The following is an 18572-nucleotide window of genomic DNA, read 5'->3' as shown; positions in this document are numbered from 1 at the left end:
GGCAAGACTTCCTGCGTTGGAATCGAGTATCCGTGCCAATTAAACGCGTCATGGGGAGAAAATAATGAAAACTCGAATGGCCCCTCTTTTACGCATTGCATTGGCGGTCAGCCTTTTGTCGTTCGCTTTGCCCGCCCTTGCACAGGACACCGATCAGGCGCGCAAGGTGCTGTTTAAAAACGTCAATGTCTTCGATGGCAAGGGCGAGGCAATCGCTGAGGGTATGAGCGTGCTCGTCGAAGGCAACACCATCAGCAAAATCGCCCAATCTGTTGCCGTGCCCGAGGACGCCACGGTTATTGATGGCAGCGGTCGGACTCTGATGCCGGGGCTGATCGATGCGCATGCGCATCTGATGCACACCGATGTGCCCTAAAACGTGCTGCTCAGCGCGGACTTGACCTATATCACCCTGGTTCAGGGTCAGGCTGCCAACAAAATGCTGATGCGCGGCTTCACGTCGCTCCGCGATGTGGGTGGGCCGGTTTTCGGTCTCAAGCGAGCCATCGATGAAGGCGTCATTGCGGGCCCTCGCATCTGGCCATCAGGCGCCATTATTTCCCAGACTTCCGGCCACGGTGACTTCCGGTCTCCGGCACATGACCTGCCCGCACTGCCGGGGCGCCACGCGCATTTCACCGAGAGGTGGGGCTGGGCTGCTGTGGTGGATGGCCGTCCCGAGATGCTCCGGGCCGTGCGAGAGCAGCTTATGAAGGGGGCCAGTCAGGTCAAACTCATGGCCGGCGGTGGGGTTTCGTCCTTTTATGATCCGCTTGATGTCGTTCAGTACAGCGAAGATGAGATGCGCGCCGCCGTCGAAGCGGCCGAAGCCTGGAACACCTACGTCGTCGCGCATGCCTATACGCCGGAAGCGATTCAGCAGGCCATTCGGGCGGGCGTCCGATCCATTGAGCACGGCCAGCTGATCGACGATGAAACCATGGAAATGATCGCCGACAATGACGTTTGGGTGGGTATGCAGCCGTTTCTCGACGACGAGGATGCCATTACTTTCCCGGACGGGTCGCCCAGCCGCCTCAAGTTCATCCAAATGACCCAGGGCACTGACAAAGCCTACGAGCTGGCCAAAAAGCATGGCGTCAAGCTCGCCTGGGGTACGGATGTGCAATTTGACGCGTCGCTGGCCGCAAAGCAGGGAAAACAACTCGCCAAGATGACGCGCTGGTTTTCACCCTATGAAACTCTCAAAATGGCAACACACGACAACGCTCAACTGCTCGCTCTGAGTGGCCCACGGAATCCTTACCCCGGAAAACTGGGCGTGGTCGAGGAGGGGGCGCTTGCCGATTTGGTTTTAGTGGATGGCGATCCTCTGAAGAATATCCAACTGGTTGTCGATCCTGACAAGAATTTCGTTGTCATCATGAAGGATGGAAAGATCTACAAGAATAGCCTTGAGTGAGCCAGACTGAATCAGTTAACTGCAAAATGTATCAGTCGTTCAGGTCTGGCGAGAGGCCCTGGTTATGGTCGATCTAGTTCTGGAATCTGTCATCAAGTGTCCAAACTGCGGTCATGAGAAAAAAGAAATCATGCCTACGGACGCCTGCCAGTATTTCTATGAGTGTGAATTCTGCCATCGATTACTGAAACCCAAGCCGGGCGACTGCTGCGTGTTCTGTTCTTTCGGCACGGTTGCCTGCCCGCCTATTCAGCAAGGCTCAGGGTGTTGTGATCCTGGCCAATAAACGGTGCAGGCAGGGCGACGCATCCGCCAAGCTCACTGTGTCGACGACGGCAGAATAGAGGCCAGGTGCACGAGAAAACGCGTTCAGTCAACAGAGCGACATCAAGCAATGCCCATCGCAAATTGCATCGTTAAGCGTGACCTAAAGATTGCCGTCGACAATATTGTCCAGTTATGGGCTCAGGCGTCCGGTGTTGATGCAAAGGAAATGACCATCAACTTCACTCGGGTCGACGAGCAGTTCGGCCGGCAATACAGCGTCATGGCGACACTATACCTTCCGTCAGCCTGGTCCAGGGAACAAGTGGTGTCGCTTGAGAGGGGGTTGGCGTTAGCGCTTTCTGATGGGCTCAGGCAGCCGGTGGATCAGGTTCACGTGGTGACACTCATCGTTGCATCCGGGCATGTTGTGGAGCATGGGGAAGTGCAACGATGGTAATCCGAAGCGCCCATAACCCGCGCCTGAGTTCCAATCCGTTTCGCCAGCGTTGACCGGGTCGGTTCAGCGCTCATATTTCAGAATATGGCCTTTAAATTCTTGCTCGAGAAAATCCGTGTTGAGCGGTTTGAACTGCGAGACGCCAAAGCCAAACTCCCGCAGCTTTGCGCTTAACTTGTTTTTTCTGCCACGACCGGGATCGACAATAATAATTTCACAGATTGGTTTCGAGTGCCGTTCAATAAAATTGGCGAGCAGTTCGATATGGTCATCTTCATACAATAAATCGCTGCCAATGATTAAATCGAAGCGGCCAAGATTGTCTTTGTTATCCGACCAGTCGGTTCTTTCGTAAGAAATTGATTTATCACCATTAAGTAAGGCATTTCTTTCCAGGAAGGACTTTACTTCAGGGTGATAGTCGGTTGCCGTAATATCCGTGTTTTTCTTGTTCAACAGCAGGCTGGATAAGGCCATGCCACAGCCTACTTCCAGTACCCGTTTTGATGCAGTGTCATACTCAGAAATAAAGTGCGCGAGAATCAAGCTGGACGGCCAGATAACGCCAAATATGGGCCAGGATGCGGAACAAATGCCGAGCGCATTGGCCCTTCCGTGCGGATCGTGGAACTCATTGGTGTTGCGCAGAGTGCAGAGATGAATATCCGTTTTGCCAAACTCAACGGTCTGGTAGCGCAAGCGCAGGTCGGTCATTTATAAGCCTCTTGAGTTGAGCGCTGAGCCAGCTATCGAGGATAAATGACAAAACGGAAGGGCTTTGCAGGGTATCGTATTTGGCTGAAAAGGCAACTTGTTTGGCAGGGGCGGCAAGGGTGGCACCACGCAGCGACTTAGCCTGTGCCATTCCCAGTGATCCGGTAAACCGTTCTGTGTCCGCCGTTGATTCGCTGAAGCCTGTGACCCTGAGGGCCGTGATGCAGAGGCTGTTTTTCCGGCAAGAACTCAGCACTACCCTATAGTTGAGTTATGGAATCCGCGGTCTGCGGTGGATTAACCCTCGTGAGTTTGTGCCGTCCATGGGGCTTTGAGCGCGCCCGTCAGTCAGCGGTGGCAATCCGAAAGAGGGGAATAGGGATGAAATTCGGATATCTGAGAGCCGGCACCTGCGCGATTGCGCTGCTCGGGTCCGTGGTCGCGCAACTGGCGCAGTCCCAAACGTCAGTGACGCCCGATGTTGTTGAGACCCGGGTCGGTACGCTGGATTATACGGGTGGCTACCCGACCGCCGATACGGCACAGAAGCTGTACGATACACTGGACTTTCAGCGTGCAGTGCAGGCTTACCTGTGGGCGCTGCCGATGGTCTCCTACGGCGCGATGGCAGACACACACCACGACTTGGGCGCGGGTGACCACGCGGTGATTGTGGCGGACAATTCGGCCGAACCCGGAACGCTGGTTCTGACGGCCAATCAGGACACGATCTATATGTCAGGGGTGCTCGATCTGAGCGAGGGCCCCATGGTGATCGAGGTCCCCGCTGGCCTGCTTGGCACCATGAATAACCTCTGGCAGCAGCCGCTGGTTGATATTGGCGGTCCGTTCTCGCCTGAGCAGAACCGTGGTGGCCGGTTCCTCGTGCTGCCGCCCGATTACAGCGGGCCGCTGCCTGAGATCGCGTTTCATATCGTCCGCTCGGACACCAATATCGCCATCTACTACCTCCGTGCTTTGCCGCGCACAACCGCCGATTATCCAAAGCTCCGGGAGTTGGTCCGGACATTTCGTCAGTACCGGTTGGCGGAGGCGGCAGAGCCACCGGAAATGGAGTTCATCTCAATGTCGGGCCAGGATGCGGACTTTCTGGCCGCTGAAGGCCTGACCTACTTTGAGAACCTGGCGCGTTATATCAACGAAAATCCGCCTCGCTCCCAAGACATGGCAATGCTGGGCATGCTGGAAACGCTTGGCATTGCGCATGGCAGGGAGTTTAAACCCGATGAGCGTATGCGAGGTATTCTGGCCGAAGCGGCCAAGGTCGGACGCGCCATGGCCGAAGTTGTCTCCTGGTATCCGCGTGTGCCGGAGGAGGCATTGCATCCGTATCCCGGCAGCCCATGGAAGCGAATCTTTATTTCTGATGATCCGACGTTCCACACGCCGAATTACCTCGCGATCGACCAACGCACGCGTTACGGGTTTGAGGCCATAGGCACCTCGAAATCGATGGTGGTTGCAGCGCCCGGGCAGGGGTCGCAGTATGTCGGTGTCTATCAGGATTCCCAGGGCCGCTGGCTCACGGGCGACCACACGTTCAAGATTCATCTGCCCAAGGATATCCCGGCAGCGAACTTCTGGTCGCTGTCGGTGTACGACAACCACTCACGCTCCCTGATCCAGAACGACCAGGGGGTTGCCTCACTCGGCTCCATTCGCGGCGCTGTGCCGAACCCGGACGGTTCGGTTGACGCCTATTTTGGTCCGGAGCGCCCCGATGGTGTGCCGGAGGAGAACTGGATACAGACCAAACCCGGTATGGGCTACTTTGTTTACCTCCGGCTCTACGGGCCCCTGGAATCCTGGTTCGAAAAGAGCTGGCGGCCAGGTGACCCGGAACTGTTAGAGTGAGCAGCGGTGGCTGAGAAAAAACGTTCCTGTCTGGAGTTTCGCCGATGCGCGTTTTCGCTAATCCGGTTGGTGCCGGTACGCTGTGGTTTGACAACCTGGCCACGGCCGATGGCATCCCCGTCGCCTACGATCCGCAAGCGCGGGCCTTTGTGCCCTCGCCGCCCTACTGTGCCAACCGGGACAGAATCGGGTGTAACTGGATAGCCCCGGAGGCCGGGGCGTTCTGTCGATCCTGTGCCATGACCCAGCTGGCGCCCGACCCGTCGATCGCCAATGCGATTCCGAACTGGGCCCAGACGGAAGCGGCCAAACGCTGGGTGCTCGACAATCTGGGGCGCTGGCACTGGTTCCGGCCGGAAGATCCCGGCGCCCGACCGGTGTTTCACATGCTGGCTGAAGGTCCGACGCCGGTTTCGATGGGGCACGCCGAGGGCGTCGTCACCATCAGTGTGGCGGAGGTTGACCCGATCCTGCTCACTACCCGGCGTGAAGCGCTTCAGGAGCCCTATCGCACCATGATTGGCCACATGCGTCATGAGATCGCGCACATGCTCTGGTGGCGATTAAGCCTTCGGCAGGATTTTCTCGATGCGTTTCGTAACAAGTTTGGTGACGAACGCATGGATTATCAGTTATCGCTCCGGTCCCACTACGAGAACGGGCCGCCGGCGGACTGGAAACAGTATTACCTGACCAGTTACGCCTCTGCACACCCACATGAGGACTGGGCGGAAACCACGGCGCACCTGCTGCACCTGACCGACATCGCCGACAGTTTCGTGGCAACGGGCCTGTCCTCCAGGCAGATACCGGACTCCGGGTGGGATCCTTATTCGGAACCCGATGCTGAACGGCTGATCCACACGGCGGCGATGCTCACCGTGGGGGTCAATCATGTGAATCGCTCGATGGGATTATCGGATCTCTATCCGTTCGTGCTTTCGAATCACGCGCGTCAGAAACTGGCCTTCGTGCATGGCTGGCTGCGGCGCGGAGCCTTGGGGCTTTAATCGCAGCGCACGTCTGCCGCGCAGTGAACTCATGGCGGATAAACTTTCGCAAAATCGTTGGATTTCGTGCTCTGTTTCCTTCGCTCGTTGCTCGGCCTGCCTCAGAATTGGCGCAGGTAAGCACGCCATCGGGTCGCAATGATGGCCAGGCCCGTTGTTTACCTCGGTGTTCCGACCTGCCCACGTCGGCCACTGTCAATCCGTCTGAATTATCCACTGAAGCAGGAGTTATCATGGAAGAGAAATACCCACTGTCCCAGGAGCGCGCTGTTCCCGCGAGCACCCTTATTCTGCCGCTGCTGGGGACGTTACTGGTCGGCTTTGGCATGTTCGCGTTTTTTATGCCCGTTGAAGACACCCGGCCGGTCTACGGGAGCCTGGCTGAAACCGTCGATCAGTACGCTCTGCACCTGATCCTCGCAGGTAGTGTTTTTTACGTTATTAATGTTGTTATGACTGTTAAGCGCGCAATCAAGGCGAGAAAACAGTACTAATTGTTCCTTTCCGTTGGGTGCCGGGGTCGGTTTTTTCTCCGAACCAGAGGCCACGGCCACAGAACCGATGCCGCACCAATCGCTCGCCCAAGGTGGTAGCCTGACTTTATGAACACTCTCCTGACCAAGCAGACCCCGATAACCCAGCAGGCGCTGGCGGCGATTGCGCACATGCCGACGAAAAGTCTCCCGGTGTTGATGGATGAAGACTTTGCCCGCTCGCTTACGGATGCTGATTTCATGGACATTGCTGTATTGCTGGCGCGAAAGAGTTACGACGAAGGGGGCTGCCCGATTGGCGCGGTGATCGTTGACAACGCCAGCCATCAAATTGTCGGCAAGGGGCACAATACCCTCGTCCAAGAGGGCCACCCCTACAATCACGGGGAAACGTCCGCCATTCGTGATGCCGGGCGGATTGATTTCAGCAACACCACGATTTACAGCAGTCTGAGCCCTTGCGACGTGTGTGCAACCTTAGTTCGCATGCGAGGTTTCGGCCGCGTGGTGGTGGGCGATGTCACCAATGCGTCCGGCACGGAATCATTTCTGCGGGCTAACGGTGTTCGGGTCGATATTCTGGAACACCCGACCGGCATTGAGCTGTACGCGCGCTTTCGGGCTGAAAAGCCGGATCAGGATCTGGAGGATTGGCGCGGTCTGAGCGCTGTGCGTCATCGCTAGTGCCGACTAAAGCCAGACACCGAGCCAGTCACTGGCCCGGTGTCTGGCTGGTTTTGGCACGCACTGGCAGCACCTCCAGCAACCCCGCCACCAGCACGATCACGCCCCCGGCCACCTCCGCTGGGTGCAAGGCCTCCCCGGCCAGAACCGCGGCGGACACGGCGCCAAATAGCACTTCCGACATCAGCAGGATGCACACACGCGCCGGCTCCAGCCGCGCGGTGGCCCACATCAGGCCCACCAGATTGAGCCCCCACCACAGGCCGCCAGTCAGCAAGGCCAGACCAACAACCGGTGGTGTTTCAGCAAGCGCCAGGCTGGGCAGGGGTTCCAGCAGCGGGGCCAGAATCAGTGCGGTAACCGCGGCGCCTACGGCGAAGATAAACGTGGAGGGCATGGCTTCGATGTTGGATTTCACCCGAATGCCGGTGGTTGAGAATGCCCACAGAATCCCGGCAGCCAGGGCCATCCACTCACCAATACCCTGTGGTAACGGCATCCCGCCATCTGCCCCGAGCATGACAAACAGGCCTGCCAGGCCAACTGCAATGGCGACGATGCGCAGGCGTGGCGTTGGCCACCCCATCAGGTAGCGCCCGATCAGCGTGCTCCACACCGGGCTGAGGAACCAGAGCAGGATGATGATGGCCACCCGGCCATACATGAAACCGACGGAGTAGAGCGTGAATGCAGCGCCACCCAGGGCGATGGAAATCAGCGCGACAGGATGAACCCGCCGCAGCTGGCGCCGGTGTTTGACGGCAAAGGGGAGCAGCAAGAGTACCGTTGCCAGGGTAATTGCGACGGTTCCCCAGGCTCCGGTCAGGCCCATGTCGCCCAGCGCGCGAACCGGAAGCCAGTAAATGCCCCAGAGTATTCCGGTTACCAGCACGATGGCGGAGGCGAGCAGGGTGTGTCGATCATGGGTCATGGAAGCGGCCTCGTTGCGGAGTTGCGCCAGAAAATCTTTTCTTACTCTTGAGCGAGTGAGTGGCGCTATTTTCCTTATCCTGAGCGGCTGTGCAATGCATTTGATCTACCCTGAGGGGTTAGATAAAGTTTCTTTTCATGAGCCAGCCACTGCCCTCTCTGAACGCGCTGCGCGCCTTCGAAACCACCTGTCGCCACCTGAGTTTTGTCCAGGCGGCGGAAGAACTCCACGTCACGCCCGCGGCCGTGAAACAGCTTGTGCGCAGGCTGGAGGAGAACCTTGGCGTGGCTCTGGTAGAGCGCAGCGGGCGCGGGCTGAAGGTGACGCCCGCGGGTCAGGCGGGGCTGGATGCACTGGCCGCCGGTTTCCAGCAGATTGAAAGTGCGGTCCATCAGATCCGTGACTACAGGCAACCCCAGCGCCTGATTATTTCCGCCGAACCGTCCTTCGCCACCACCTGGCTGGTGCCCAGGCTGGAGCGGTTTCGGGCCCTTCATCCGGAGGCGGACGTGTTGATCGATTCGTCGTTACGGATTGCCGATCTGGACGCGGGTGCTGCGGATGTGGCGATTCGGTTCGGCGCGGCGCCGGCGCAGGGTGTGGTGGCCCACCGGCTGTTTGATGAAAAACTCTGTGCGTTTTGCAGTCCGTCCCTGACCAGCGGGCCGGGTGCGTTACAGCAACTGGCAGACCTGGCGGGTGCTACCCTGATCCACTGGGATACCTCGGCGCTGACCTGGGCCACGGCGACCCGGGCCTGGATGGGCTGGGAACCCTGGCTGGAACAGCTGGGGGCAGAGCAAATCGATGCTCGGCGCGGCATCAGTTTCAGCGATTACAATCTGGCGGTGCAGGCCGCGATTGCCGGGCAGGGCGTGGTGCTCGGCAGTTTGCCCATCATGCGGGATCTGGTCACCGCCGGGCTTCTGGTGCGGCCCTTCCCGGAGGTTGTTGAAACCAGCATCGGCTATGACATCATCGCGCCCCGGCGAGCGGCCGGGCTGTCCCTTGTCCAGAGTTTCCTCGGTTGGATCAAGGCGGAGGCCGGCCGTCGCGCCTAGGTGATTCCTTCGCCTCAGTTGCCGGCGTTGAAGTGTGATTCAGAGGCCTCCCGGAATCGGGCGATGCGTTCCCGGGAAATGGGGTGGCTTGAGAGCACCAGTTCCAGCAGATAGCCATTGTTTTCCGATTCCCCGTGCTCTTGCGTGCTGATGTCTTCTTCCGTCAGCCGCGCCATGATGGTGGCAAACAACATCGGATTCAGGTTGTGGCTGAGCATGGTTTGCAACGCGTAGTCGTCGGCCTGCTGCTCCATATCCCTGGAGTAGGACATGCTCATCAGGAACGCGGGCAGGGCAATGGTGGGGTCCGAAAAAGCGGACAGGTCTCCGGTCATCATGACCAGCACCCAGAACAGCAGGGACGATTGCACCATGCCCTGCATGCCGTGCCGGTATTCGATGTGGCCAATCTCATGAGCCAGAATGGCCACCAGCTCATCGTCCTGTTCGGCCAGGTTGACCAGATCGTCGGTGAAGACCAGGGTGCCGTCCGGCAGTGCGAGGGCGTTGGCGCCAATCACCGGCGCATCCCTGAATTCAACACGCAGCTGCTGGCCGCCCACCTGGCCCAGGTAAGGCGCAAAATGGTTGAGCAGCGCCTGCTGTCGCCCGTCGGACAGCGTCGAGGGCTCAAACCAGGTGTCGTCCAGGGAGTGTAGGGCGGTTTCCCCGACGGTTTGAGCCACGGTGTCGGGTAAGGTGTAGGCAATCACTCGTGAGGCCCAGGGTACGCCATACGTCAGGGTGAGCCCGGTAACCGCGGCCGTCACCAGCACGGCAATCAGGATCAGCCCGAGGTGCCGCTCCAGGCGGTGCACCAGCCGGGCAAAACCGTTGCCGGAGCACTGGCGGCTTAGCTGATCCACACCGTCATTGTCGGTGGTTTCGAATACGCCGTCGTCCGGCAGGTGCAGGTAGCGCGGGGTGTTGCCGATTCTGGGCGAGATCTTGAGATCCTGCCACGCCAGCGCCCGTTCTTCGGTGGTGGTTTTCAGGAGGATTCCGGCACCGCCAGGGCGCAGTTCTGCGCTCTGGCGGTGAGAGTTCTGGCCCGTGTAGTAATCGCCGTTAATCACCAACTCAGACTGCGGAGAAGGCGACATCGAAGGCGTCTCCGAGTTCCTGTCCTACGGCACTGGTGCGATTGTGTTCGGCGGCCGCGAAGTGATCCAGGTCACCGGCAATCCACAGGGCAGTGCAGTTGGCCCGATAGCGCGCCATCCGCACCTTGGCCCAGGGCGTGAAAAGGCCAAGAGTCAGAACGACCAGAACCACGTTGCTGGCGTAAATCCAGACCATCTGGCCCGGGCTTAACTCGGACTCCAGCTGGTGCTCGGCCAGGATGGTGGAACTCAGGAACAGATTGGTGATACCCGCCATGAAGTAGCCGATCAGAGCGATGTAGCCCACAACGCCAACCACGGTTGCGAGGATTTCCTGGCCAACTTGCACCAGCGCGAATGCCGCGGCCCCGAAGCCAAAGACCATCAGCAGGGCCATGCCGAAGAACCGGTAATAGGCTTTGGTGGTGGCCCTGAGCTCGAAGGCGGTGGTGCCGTAACGGCTGTTGTCCGCAATGAACTGGTGGGTCTTCTTCAGCACCAGTGGTGTCAACAGGAGCAGGCATACCAGGTTCAGAATTGGCCACACGAAACTGACCATGAAGGCCTGGCCATAGCGGCCCTGAAAATCAAAGCGGATGTTGCGGTAGGCGCTGTTGATGGCGTTGAAACGCAGGGAGCGAATCATGATCCAGGGCGTTGCGAACAGGAAGACCACTACAAATGCGAGGGCGGCTTCCGGAACCAGGTTAACGGCCGCTACGTAAGCGATCACCGCCGCCAGCGCAATCAGGCGCCCGATGAGAATGGTGATCGGGCTGGCCAGGTATTGAAAGCTCGCGCCATCCAACTGGGTGTTGCCGTAGAAATACTGCTTGTTGCGGACCGTAGCCCAGGCCGAATAAATGCCGAGGGTGAGGATGGTCAGCAGGATATTAACGATCCAGATACCGAAGTACTCGCCGCCTCTGCCCGTAAACTCCAGCCCTGCACGACGGCGGTCACCATCGTCTGGCTGTGCTGGCTCGACATCGGGGGATGACGGTGGCGGCGTGGTCTCGGCGGCCTCAGGTTCGACGGCAGCCTTGCCCGCGTTCGCTGGCTGGGCCCCGATACGGACATCGGCGCCTGCCCGGGTCAGCTTCTGGTGGTAGATCACCGCTTCCTCGTGGCTCAGATTGGATCGGATGACCGGTGTGGCGGTGGGCAGAAACAGGCGTTCTATCCGTGCTTCGGTGGTTCTGAACAGCTCCTGCAGGCTGGCTTTGACTTCTTGTTCATCAAAGCCATCCAGAATCTGACCGGAAAACAAAATCTGATACTGCTCGGTCGACATGCGAGTTCCTTTTAATGAGTCCTTCATTACTGCGAGGTGGCAGCCCCTTGCGTACGTGCCGGGAGAACGACGGCAGCATGGTTAACATTACCAAGATTTCATCAGGTTTAGGCTGGGTTTTGCGAGATTTTGCAATTGGCGGGTGTCGGTGACCGTCAACGACCCGGGAGACGGGCGACGCAAGCAGGCGAGGGCCGCGCAGCACTCAGGATTCCGGGTACTGGTTCTGGTTGTATTTTTCCATCAGGCGATAAAACGACACCCGGGAAATCTTCAGGATTCGTGCCGCCGCCGAAACGTTGTGGTGCGCCAGTGCCAGGCTGCAAGACAGCGCCTGCCGGTCGGCTCGGGCCCGGAACTCCTCCAGACTGAGATTGGTGGTCGACAGGGGGGCGGCGTCTACGCCTGTCTGGTCTAGCCCGAGGTCTGCCGGGTCAATGGTGGCCCGGTCGCACAGCAATAACGCCTGGCGAAGCCGGTTTTGCAGCTCACGAAAATTACCCGGCCAGTGATGATTCACCAGGCTTTCAATGGCCGCCTGGCTCAGTCGCTTGGGGTTGTGCCCGTGATCGGCCATCTCCAGCAGGGTGCTGGCAATGGTGGGGATGTCTTCCCGGCGATCGCGCAGGGCCGGCATACGGATTTCCAGCCCTCCGAGCCGGTAATAGACGTCGCTGCGAAAATGGCCAGACTCGACCAGTTCCCGCAATGGCCGGGTGGCGGTGGTGATGATCCGGCTGTTGATGGGAATCGGGGTGGTACTGCCGACCCGCTCGATCTGACCCTCCTGCAGGAATCCCAGCAGAGCGGACTGCTGGTCCTCGTTCAGTTCGTCAATGGACGACAGCACCAGGGAGCCCCCGTTGGCCTGCTCGATACGGCCCGGGTGTATGCCGTCTGCGGCACCCTGCGCCGAATAGTCCTCGACACCAAAAAGTTCGCTGCGCGCCAGGGTGTCCGGCAGGGCGGCGCAATTGACGTTCACCAGGGGTCCGGCTGCCCGCGGCGAGAGCTGATGGATAAAACGGGCCGCGGCGTACTTGCCCGAGCCGCTCTCTCCGGTGATCAGTACCGGGTCGGCGGTGACCGAAAAGCGCCGGAGCAAGCCCCGAATCTTGCGAATGGTTTCGGAATCCCCCTCCATCACCAGGCTTTCATAGTCGTCCGCCGGTGGCCCCAGCGAGTGTGTGCGGATCGATGCCATACCCCAGAGATGCCCGAGCACGGTGTTAAGGCGGTCGACATGTACTGGAACGGTATGGAAATCGGTGCAGTAACGGGCAATCAGCTTGGCTGTCAGCGAGCCACTGACAGGCCGGTGGGCCACGATGCCGACCCAGAAGTCGAGGCTGAGCGCTTCGAGCCATTGTTCCGGATTCAGGGCGGACTCTGTCGGGGCGTTGGTCAGATCGAGAATGCCGACTCGGGCATCTTCCGGTGCCGACATCATGATCGGGACCCTATCTTGCAGGCAATACCCGGTAACCTGCCAGCGGGCTTCCAGTGCCCTGCGCAGCTTGCTGTTTCCGGGTGCCGCAGACAGCCATACGAGCGGTCTCTTTTCCGACACGCCAAACCTCCAGAGTTTGAACCATGGGGAAACGGGACTGCCAACTGAACAGAAAACGCCCAATTCACCTGGTGGGGTGATACGCTGGAAGGTAAACCTCCAGGTCCCGGAGCGTGCTTTCGCGACGCTTCCGGGTTTGTGACGCTAATCACATTGTATGCCAGAATCTTAATAGGATTGGGTTTCAAGCGCTTGGAAAACCCGGTTGGGACTGGTCGCGTAGATTCGTAAAGAATGCTGACGTTTGGTGCAGCCTCCGTTGACCATCCCTTGTTGGTGATGACGGGACAACCGAAGGACGAAGTGACGCATGGGTGACATGAACACGGTAGACACGACCAGAGCATCGAAAGGTGCGTTGTTGGCGGATCTGGAACGCTCGAGGCAGCGGACCCGCGCACTGATCACCTCGCTGCCCGAAGACCGGCTGGATGTGCCTTACCATCCGGGGGTAAATCCGCCCCTGTGGGAGATGGGGCACTCGGCGTTCTTCTACGAGGTGTTTGTGTTCGGCCTGCTAGATGGCACACCCAGTTTTGACCCGTCCATGGATGACCTGTGGGATTCGTTTCATATTCAGCACCGTGACCGCTGGAACCGGCAACTGTTTCCCGGGCGGGAGCAGACGCTGGCCTATTTCGACACCATCTACGACCGGGTCGCGGAGCGCATTCATGCCCGGCCGCTGGACGATCAGGCTCTGTACCTGAACCGTTACGCGGTGTTTCATCAGAACATGCATATTGAATCCATGACCTGGTGCCGGCAGACAGTCGGTTACCCTGCCTCCCCGGACAGCACGTTTGAACGCCCGGCGCCCGGCAGCCCGATACCCGGGGATGCCGAGATACCAGCCGGGCGCTGGCTGATCGGCATGCCGGATGGTTCTCCCCGGTACGCCTCGGAAGACTTCGCGTTCGACAATGAAAAGCCGCGGTTTGAGGTGGATCTGGCGGCCTTCGCCATTGCCCGGCAACCGGTGTCCAACGGCGAATTTCTGGCGTTTGTCGAGGATGGTGGCTACCGCCGGCCTGAGTTGTGGTCGTTTGGCGGCCGCAAGTGGCTGGAGACCGAGGTGGACATGGCGTTGGTACACGCCAGTGCCGAGCCCATGCCAAGAACGCCGTCACACCCGTTGTACTGGCGCTGGCACGACCGTGCCTGGCAGGAGCGGGTGTTTGACCGGTGGCAGCCGCTGAACCCGGATGCGCCGGCGGTACATCTGACGTACTGGGAAGCGGAGGCGTACTGTGAATGGGCCGGGCGGCGCCTGCCCACGGAATTCGAATGGGAGGTGGCGGCACTGGCGAATCGTCCCGGTGAACCGTTCCGCCGTTTTCCCTGGGGCAATGAGCCGCCGACCCCCCAGCTGGCGGATCTCGACGCTCGCAGCATGGCGCAGAATCCGGTGTTCGATTATCCCGAATCCGACAGTCCTTTCGGTTGCCGGCAAATGATTGGCGGTGTGTGGGAGTGGACGAGTGACCAGTTCCTGCCCTATGACGGATTCAAGGTCGATATGTACCCGTTCATGTCCACCCTGCAGTTCGGCGATCACAAGGTTACTCGCGGTGGCAGTTGCGCCACTTCTTCGTGCCTGATTCGCGGAACCTACCGGCAGGCCTATTTGCCATTGCGAAACGACGCCTACACCGGTTTTCGAACCTGCGCCCGGTGAGCGCGCTAGTGCTCGTGCGCGTCTGACCGGGAGACGATATGGCTGGCCAGTGCCACGCCGGTCTCGTTCATGGTCAGGTAGGCGTCGTTGGCGCCGGCCTCGCGAATTGCCTTGGCCTCGTCTTCGTACATGGTGTGCGCGACGATATAGCCCCGAAAGCCGAGCTTTCTGAGCATACGGGCGGCCACCAGTTTGCCTTCGATGTCACCCAGGGCAAGGATCACCGAATGCACGGAGGGCATATGCAGACCGCTCCAGAATGAGGCATCTTCGGCATCGGCGAACACCACGTTACGGCCTTCCTTCTGGTGCGCTTGCGCCTTTGCCGGATCGGAGTCGAGCCCCATCAGTTCGGTCTCGTGCCGGGCAATCCAGTCGTACGCGGCGGTGCCGGTTCGGCCCATTCCCATGATCATCACCCGTGTTCCACCCAGTGAAATGGGCTGTTCATCCGGGTGATGCTGCTTGCCCTCGAAGCGCGCCAGGCGATTGCCATAGCGCTCGAAGATCGAATGGGCAAACCGGTTAAGGGGAGCGGAAACAACAAACGACAGCGATACCGAGATCGCCAGCGGGACGAGCCAGTCCGGCAGCGCCACACTGGCCACGATCAGGCCGAACTCGCTGTAGTTGGTCAGGGCCAGTGATGACAGAAAGGCGCTACGCGCCCGCAGCCGGAACGCGAGAAGCAGAAAGAAAAACAGCAGGCCCTTGAGTGGCAGTACCAGACCGGCTATGGCGGCAAAAATCAGGGCATCGGTATCCGGCAGCCCGCCGATCCCGATTTGCAGGAAGAAGCCCACCAGGAACGCCTCTTTTACACTCCAGAGCGACTTCGAGAGTTCCTGGGAACGGGGGTGGTTGGCCAGCATGGCGCCGAACACCAGGGCCCCGAGTTCGGAACTCAGGCCCACCATATCGAAGCCATAGCCCCCGAGTACCAGGGCCAGCAGCAACCCCAGAAGCACCAGCAGTTCGTCGTGGCCACTGGCATCAAGCAGGCGATACAGGAAAGGCCGGAGCAGAGGTAATCCAAACACAATCAGGGCCCACTCGGACGGGGTCTGGCCGGCAGCGAAGCTCATAACGGCCAGGGCGATCAAATCCTGCATGATCAGGATGCCGATGGCGACCCTGCCGTGGAAGGCTCTCAGCTCACGTTTCGATTCCAATACCTTGGCGGCCAGGACCGTGGACGAGAACGACAGAGCGATGGCCAGTAGCAGGGCCGTGGACCAGGACAGATCCATGAGCAGATACAGGCCGGGGGTGAATACCGCGCAGGTGATGCCGAAATGCAGCAGGCTGCCGCCGATCACCTCCGGGCTGATAATGGAGCGGAGCTTGAGCTTGAGGCCAACGGTGAACAACAGGAGCAGAACGCCCACATGGGCAATTTCCTCCAGGGCATGGGTGGACTCAATAGTCAGGTCGGTGACGGAGCCCAGGCCGCTGAGTAAAAAACCAGCGGCCAGGTAGCCTACCAGGGGAGGCAGCCCGATGGTCTTCACCAGCAGGCCGAGAGCAAAGGCAAACGAAATCCAGAGAGCTTCAGGCATTGGCGGATTCTTTCTGTAATCACGGGGTTACGAGTGCAAGGCTATCGCGTTTCGTGGCCCCGTTGTAGTCGATTAACGTGGAATCCGCCGGTATTTGTTTCCTGGTGCCGGTTACTCGGGCGGGTGAGCCAGTTGCCGGAACAAATCTGCGGAACGATCCGGTGCTTCAATCATAGGTGCATGGCCAATCTCGTCCATCACTTCAAGACGGGCATTGGCGATCAGTGACGCGAACACTTCACCGTTGCGGTAGTTGATGATCCGATCTTCTTTGCCCCAGACGACAAGGGTTGGTGCCTCGATATTCTGGACCCGATTGCGGAATTCGGTCAGGAACCCGATGTCCCGAATGGCCTCAAAAATCACCTCGTTGATTTCCCGGTTGGCGATTTTCTTTTCTTCCAGCACCCCGAGCACGGGCCAGGGCATGAAGGGTTTTTCTTCCAGTGCGAAGTCGATTAAGCGCTCAAGATCGCCGGGTTTGCTGGGGATGAGCGGATTGTCGCCCGCCATGACCAGACCCACCAGTTCGGACTCGTAGTCCATGATGCCGGCGGGATTGAACAGCACCACGGATTTGACCCGGTTGGGATACTTGGCGGCGTACAGGGCGGTAATGGCACCGCCCATGGAATTGCCCATCATGTGGTATTCGGTCAGTGCCAGTGCATCCAGAATACGGGCCAGATGGTCAGTCTGCTGGGCCAGACTGTAGCCCAGGTCCATCGGTTTGCTGCTGTCACCGTGCCCCGGAAGATCAATGGCATAGACGTTGAAGTCGTCCGTCAGTTCTCTGGCCAGCCGGGTCCAGTTGTCCTTGGTGGCACCGAAGCCATGCACCATCACGATGGTGTCGCCGTCGGCCTGCTCCTTGTTGGCCAGGTAGGCGATCTGGAGATCATCAACTTGAACGGTGTTGACCTGAAGTCCGGCGCTGGAGCGCTCCAGGCCGATGGCGGTTTCATAAATCCCGTGCCGAGAGCAGGCGCTGAGCCAGAGTGTGGCGAGAATCAGCAAGGCAGCGTTAAGGCCGGTGTGGCGGGGCATGAGAGCAACTCCTGATCAATCATGGTGTCGGCGGGTACCGATTTGATCCCAGACTGTATCCCATAAAAAAGCCCGGTCAATGACCGGGCCCTTGTTTCGTGTGCTGGGTCAGGCTTGCTCGCGGGCGATGGCCCGATATGCTATGTCCTTGCGGAAGAACAGGCCGTCCCAACAGATTTTGCCAGCCAGCTTATAGGCCCGTTGCTGGGCCTCGGTGACTGTATTGCCCAGCGCGGTGGCGCACAGTACTCGTCCGCCGGCGGTGACAACCTGTTCGCCGTCGAGCTTGGTGCCGGCATGGAAGACTTTCTCGCCGTCGGTCTCGGATTCGGGCAGGCCGCTGATGGCGTCACCCTTGTTGTAGCTGCCGGGATAGCCGCCGGCGGCCAGAACAATGCCGACCGAAGCGCGCTCGTCCCACTCGGAGCTGCACTGGTCCAGTTTGCCGTCGGTGGCGGCAATGCACAGTGCTACCAGGTCAGAGCGCATGCGCAGCATGATTGGCTGGGTCTCCGGATCACCAAAGCGACAATTGAACTCGATCACTTTGGGTGCACCGGAGGCGTCAATCATCAGGCCGGCGTACAGGAAGCCTTTGTAGGGGTGCCCTTCGGCAGCCATGCCCCGTACGGTCGGGTAGATGACTTCGTCCATGATCCGCTGATGCACGTCGGCGGTGACTACCGGCGCCGGGGAGTAAGCACCCATACCGCCCGTGTTCGGGCCGGTGTCGCCGTCACCGACACGCTTGTGATCCTGGGAGGTGGCCATGGGAAGGACGTGCTCGCCGTCCACCATGACAATAAAGCTGGCTTCCTCGCCCTCGAGGAATTCCTCAATCACCACGCGGCTACCGGCGTCACCGAAGGTGTTCCCGGACAGCATGTCGCGAATGGCATCTTCGGCCTCTTCCAGGGTCATCGCCACGATCACCCCTTTGCCGGCTGCCAGGCCGTCGGCCTTGACCACAATCGGGGCGCCCTGTTCACGAACGTAGGCCAGCGCCTGATCCACGTCGGTGAAGTTGGCGTAGGCCGCAGTCGGAATCTTGTGCCGTGCCAGGAAGTCCTTGGTAAAGGCCTTGGAGCCTTCCAGCTGGGCTGCGCCGGCGCTGGGGCCGAATACCCGCAGGCCGCGCGCCTCAAATTTGTCGACGATGCCGGCAACCAGCGGAGCTTCCGGGCCCACGATGGTCAGACCCACGTTGTTGGTGCTGGCAAAATTTGCCAGGCCGTCCAGGTCCATTACATCGAGATCCACGTTTTCCAGCCCGGGCTCCCGGGCAGTGCCGGCATTACCCGGCGCAACGAAGACGCGGTCCGCGTCAGGGGACTGGGCGGCTTTCCAGGCCAGGGCGTGTTCACGACCGCCGCTGCCAATAACGAGTACGTTCATGGTCATAATC

At 59.6% G+C, this 18572-nt stretch carries 18 protein-coding genes; 10 read left to right on the top strand and 8 right to left on the bottom strand.

Annotated elements, in window-relative coordinates; genetic code table 11:
• Positions 1-64 precede the first annotated feature (64 nt).
• The 4 genes from LPB19_RS17055 (at position 65) to LPB19_RS01820 (ending at position 2147) form a co-directional block, all read left to right on the top strand.
• Positions 65-376, top strand: a complete 312-nt coding sequence (locus LPB19_RS17055) for an amidohydrolase family protein (RefSeq protein WP_228289176.1) — start codon at positions 65-67, stop codon at positions 374-376.
• A 3-nt stretch (positions 377-379) separates the two neighbouring features.
• The gene (locus LPB19_RS01825) at positions 380-1423 is read left to right on the top strand and encodes a metal-dependent hydrolase family protein (RefSeq protein WP_228289175.1); all 1044 of its coding nucleotides are present in this window, start codon (positions 380-382) and stop codon (positions 1421-1423) included.
• A 64-nt stretch (positions 1424-1487) separates the two neighbouring features.
• Positions 1488-1709 (top strand): GDCCVxC domain-containing (seleno)protein, encoded by a 222-nt coding sequence (locus LPB19_RS17050; protein ID WP_228289174.1) that lies wholly within the window; start codon positions 1488-1490, stop codon positions 1707-1709.
• A gap of 108 nt (positions 1710-1817) precedes the next feature.
• Positions 1818-2147, top strand: a complete 330-nt coding sequence (locus LPB19_RS01820) for a hypothetical protein (RefSeq protein WP_206644392.1) — start codon at positions 1818-1820, stop codon at positions 2145-2147.
• A gap of 63 nt (positions 2148-2210) precedes the next feature.
• Here LPB19_RS01820 and LPB19_RS01815 read toward each other — a convergent pair whose 3' ends face one another.
• On the bottom strand, positions 2211-2861 hold the full coding sequence (locus LPB19_RS01815; RefSeq protein ID WP_206644391.1) for a class I SAM-dependent methyltransferase: 651 nt from the start codon (positions 2859-2861) through the stop codon (positions 2211-2213).
• Between the two features lie 381 nt (positions 2862-3242).
• On the opposite strand from LPB19_RS01815, the gene LPB19_RS01810 reads away from it, so the two are divergent.
• The 4 genes from LPB19_RS01810 (at position 3243) to LPB19_RS01795 (ending at position 6924) form a co-directional block, all read left to right on the top strand.
• Entirely contained in the window at positions 3243-4736 is a 1494-nt protein-coding gene (locus tag LPB19_RS01810; protein WP_206644390.1) for a DUF1254 domain-containing protein, read from the top strand.
• A 44-nt stretch (positions 4737-4780) separates the two neighbouring features.
• Entirely contained in the window at positions 4781-5746 is a 966-nt protein-coding gene (locus tag LPB19_RS01805; RefSeq protein ID WP_206644389.1) for a zinc-binding metallopeptidase family protein, read from the top strand.
• Between the two features lie 233 nt (positions 5747-5979).
• Positions 5980-6240 carry a hypothetical protein gene (locus LPB19_RS01800; protein WP_206644388.1) on the top strand — a complete coding sequence of 87 codons (261 nt, stop codon included), beginning with the start codon at positions 5980-5982 and terminating at the stop codon, positions 6238-6240.
• A gap of 108 nt (positions 6241-6348) precedes the next feature.
• On the top strand, positions 6349-6924 hold the full coding sequence (locus tag LPB19_RS01795; RefSeq protein WP_206644387.1) for a nucleoside deaminase: 576 nt from the start codon (positions 6349-6351) through the stop codon (positions 6922-6924).
• Positions 6925-6952: 28 nt separating this feature from the next.
• Here LPB19_RS01795 and LPB19_RS01790 read toward each other — a convergent pair whose 3' ends face one another.
• Positions 6953-7855, bottom strand: a complete 903-nt coding sequence (locus tag LPB19_RS01790; protein ID WP_206644386.1) for a DMT family transporter — start codon at positions 7853-7855, stop codon at positions 6953-6955.
• Between the two features lie 137 nt (positions 7856-7992).
• Between LPB19_RS01790 and LPB19_RS01785 the strand changes: the two genes are divergently transcribed.
• A complete protein-coding gene (locus LPB19_RS01785) occupies positions 7993-8916 on the top strand; it encodes a LysR substrate-binding domain-containing protein (protein ID WP_206644385.1) in 924 nt (307 codons plus the stop codon).
• Between the two features lie 14 nt (positions 8917-8930).
• On the opposite strand, the gene LPB19_RS01780 is transcribed toward LPB19_RS01785, so the two are convergent.
• The 3 genes from LPB19_RS01780 to LPB19_RS01770 all read right to left on the bottom strand — a co-directional run bounded on the left by LPB19_RS01780 (position 8931) and on the right by LPB19_RS01770 (position 12883).
• Positions 8931-10019, bottom strand: a complete 1089-nt coding sequence (locus LPB19_RS01780) for a M48 family metallopeptidase (protein WP_206644383.1) — start codon at positions 10017-10019, stop codon at positions 8931-8933.
• On the bottom strand, positions 9997-11313 hold the full coding sequence (locus LPB19_RS01775) for a YjgN family protein (protein WP_206644382.1): 1317 nt from the start codon (positions 11311-11313) through the stop codon (positions 9997-9999). The genes LPB19_RS01780 and LPB19_RS01775 overlap by 23 nt, the downstream gene beginning before the upstream one ends.
• Positions 11314-11518: 205 nt before the next feature.
• A complete protein-coding gene (locus LPB19_RS01770) occupies positions 11519-12883 on the bottom strand; it encodes a sigma-54-dependent transcriptional regulator (protein WP_206644381.1) in 1365 nt (454 codons plus the stop codon).
• A 310-nt stretch (positions 12884-13193) separates the two neighbouring features.
• Here LPB19_RS01770 and senA point away from each other — a divergent pair, with 310 nt between their 5' ends.
• Positions 13194-14561 (top strand): selenoneine synthase SenA, encoded by a 1368-nt coding sequence (gene senA / locus LPB19_RS01765; protein ID WP_228289173.1) that lies wholly within the window; start codon positions 13194-13196, stop codon positions 14559-14561.
• Positions 14562-14566: 5 nt separating this feature from the next.
• On the opposite strand, the gene LPB19_RS01760 is transcribed toward senA, so the two are convergent.
• The 3 genes from LPB19_RS01760 to purD form a co-directional block, all read right to left on the bottom strand.
• A complete protein-coding gene (locus tag LPB19_RS01760; protein WP_206644380.1) occupies positions 14567-16120 on the bottom strand; it encodes a cation:proton antiporter family protein in 1554 nt (517 codons plus the stop codon).
• 111 nt (positions 16121-16231) lie between these two features.
• Positions 16232-17167 carry an alpha/beta fold hydrolase gene (locus LPB19_RS01755; RefSeq protein ID WP_206644379.1) on the bottom strand — a complete coding sequence of 312 codons (936 nt, stop codon included), beginning with the start codon at positions 17165-17167 and terminating at the stop codon, positions 16232-16234.
• 108 nt (positions 17168-17275) lie between these two features.
• Complete coding sequence (gene purD / locus LPB19_RS01750; RefSeq protein ID WP_206644378.1) at positions 17276-18562, bottom strand: phosphoribosylamine--glycine ligase; 1287 nt, start codon at positions 18560-18562, stop codon at positions 17276-17278.
• Positions 18563-18572 lie beyond the last annotated feature (10 nt).

This window comes from Marinobacter salinisoli, assembly GCF_017301335.1.
Taxonomy (GTDB): Bacteria; Pseudomonadota; Gammaproteobacteria; order Pseudomonadales; family Oleiphilaceae; genus Marinobacter; species Marinobacter salinisoli.
Note: the sequence above shows the minus strand (reverse complement) of the source record. Positions and strands in the feature narration are given on the sequence as shown.

What these genes read in the sequence shown, in the direction of transcription:
- LPB19_RS17055 (WP_228289176.1), top strand. Translation starts at nt 65, where the DNA reads ATGAAAACTCGAATGGCCCCTCTTTTACGCATTGCATTGGCGGTCAGC.
- LPB19_RS17050 (WP_228289174.1), top strand. Translation starts at nt 1,488, where the DNA reads ATGGTCGATCTAGTTCTGGAATCTGTCATCAAGTGTCCAAACTGCGGT.
- LPB19_RS01820 (WP_206644392.1), top strand. Translation starts at nt 1,818, where the DNA reads ATGCCCATCGCAAATTGCATCGTTAAGCGTGACCTAAAGATTGCCGTC.
- LPB19_RS01815 (WP_206644391.1), bottom strand. Translation starts at nt 2,861, where the DNA reads ATGACCGACCTGCGCTTGCGCTACCAGACCGTTGAGTTTGGCAAAACG.
- LPB19_RS01810 (WP_206644390.1), top strand. Translation starts at nt 3,243, where the DNA reads ATGAAATTCGGATATCTGAGAGCCGGCACCTGCGCGATTGCGCTGCTC.
- LPB19_RS01805 (WP_206644389.1), top strand. Translation starts at nt 4,781, where the DNA reads ATGCGCGTTTTCGCTAATCCGGTTGGTGCCGGTACGCTGTGGTTTGAC.
- LPB19_RS01800 (WP_206644388.1), top strand. Translation starts at nt 5,980, where the DNA reads ATGGAAGAGAAATACCCACTGTCCCAGGAGCGCGCTGTTCCCGCGAGC.
- LPB19_RS01795 (WP_206644387.1), top strand. Translation starts at nt 6,349, where the DNA reads ATGAACACTCTCCTGACCAAGCAGACCCCGATAACCCAGCAGGCGCTG.
- LPB19_RS01790 (WP_206644386.1), bottom strand. Translation starts at nt 7,855, where the DNA reads ATGACCCATGATCGACACACCCTGCTCGCCTCCGCCATCGTGCTGGTA.
- LPB19_RS01785 (WP_206644385.1), top strand. Translation starts at nt 7,993, where the DNA reads ATGAGCCAGCCACTGCCCTCTCTGAACGCGCTGCGCGCCTTCGAAACC.
- LPB19_RS01780 (WP_206644383.1), bottom strand. Translation starts at nt 10,019, where the DNA reads ATGTCGCCTTCTCCGCAGTCTGAGTTGGTGATTAACGGCGATTACTAC.
- LPB19_RS01775 (WP_206644382.1), bottom strand. Translation starts at nt 11,313, where the DNA reads ATGTCGACCGAGCAGTATCAGATTTTGTTTTCCGGTCAGATTCTGGAT.
- senA (WP_228289173.1), top strand. Translation starts at nt 13,194, where the DNA reads ATGGGTGACATGAACACGGTAGACACGACCAGAGCATCGAAAGGTGCG.
- LPB19_RS01760 (WP_206644380.1), bottom strand. Translation starts at nt 16,120, where the DNA reads ATGCCTGAAGCTCTCTGGATTTCGTTTGCCTTTGCTCTCGGCCTGCTG.
- LPB19_RS01755 (WP_206644379.1), bottom strand. Translation starts at nt 17,167, where the DNA reads ATGCCCCGCCACACCGGCCTTAACGCTGCCTTGCTGATTCTCGCCACA.
- purD (WP_206644378.1), bottom strand. Translation starts at nt 18,562, where the DNA reads ATGAACGTACTCGTTATTGGCAGCGGCGGTCGTGAACACGCCCTGGCC.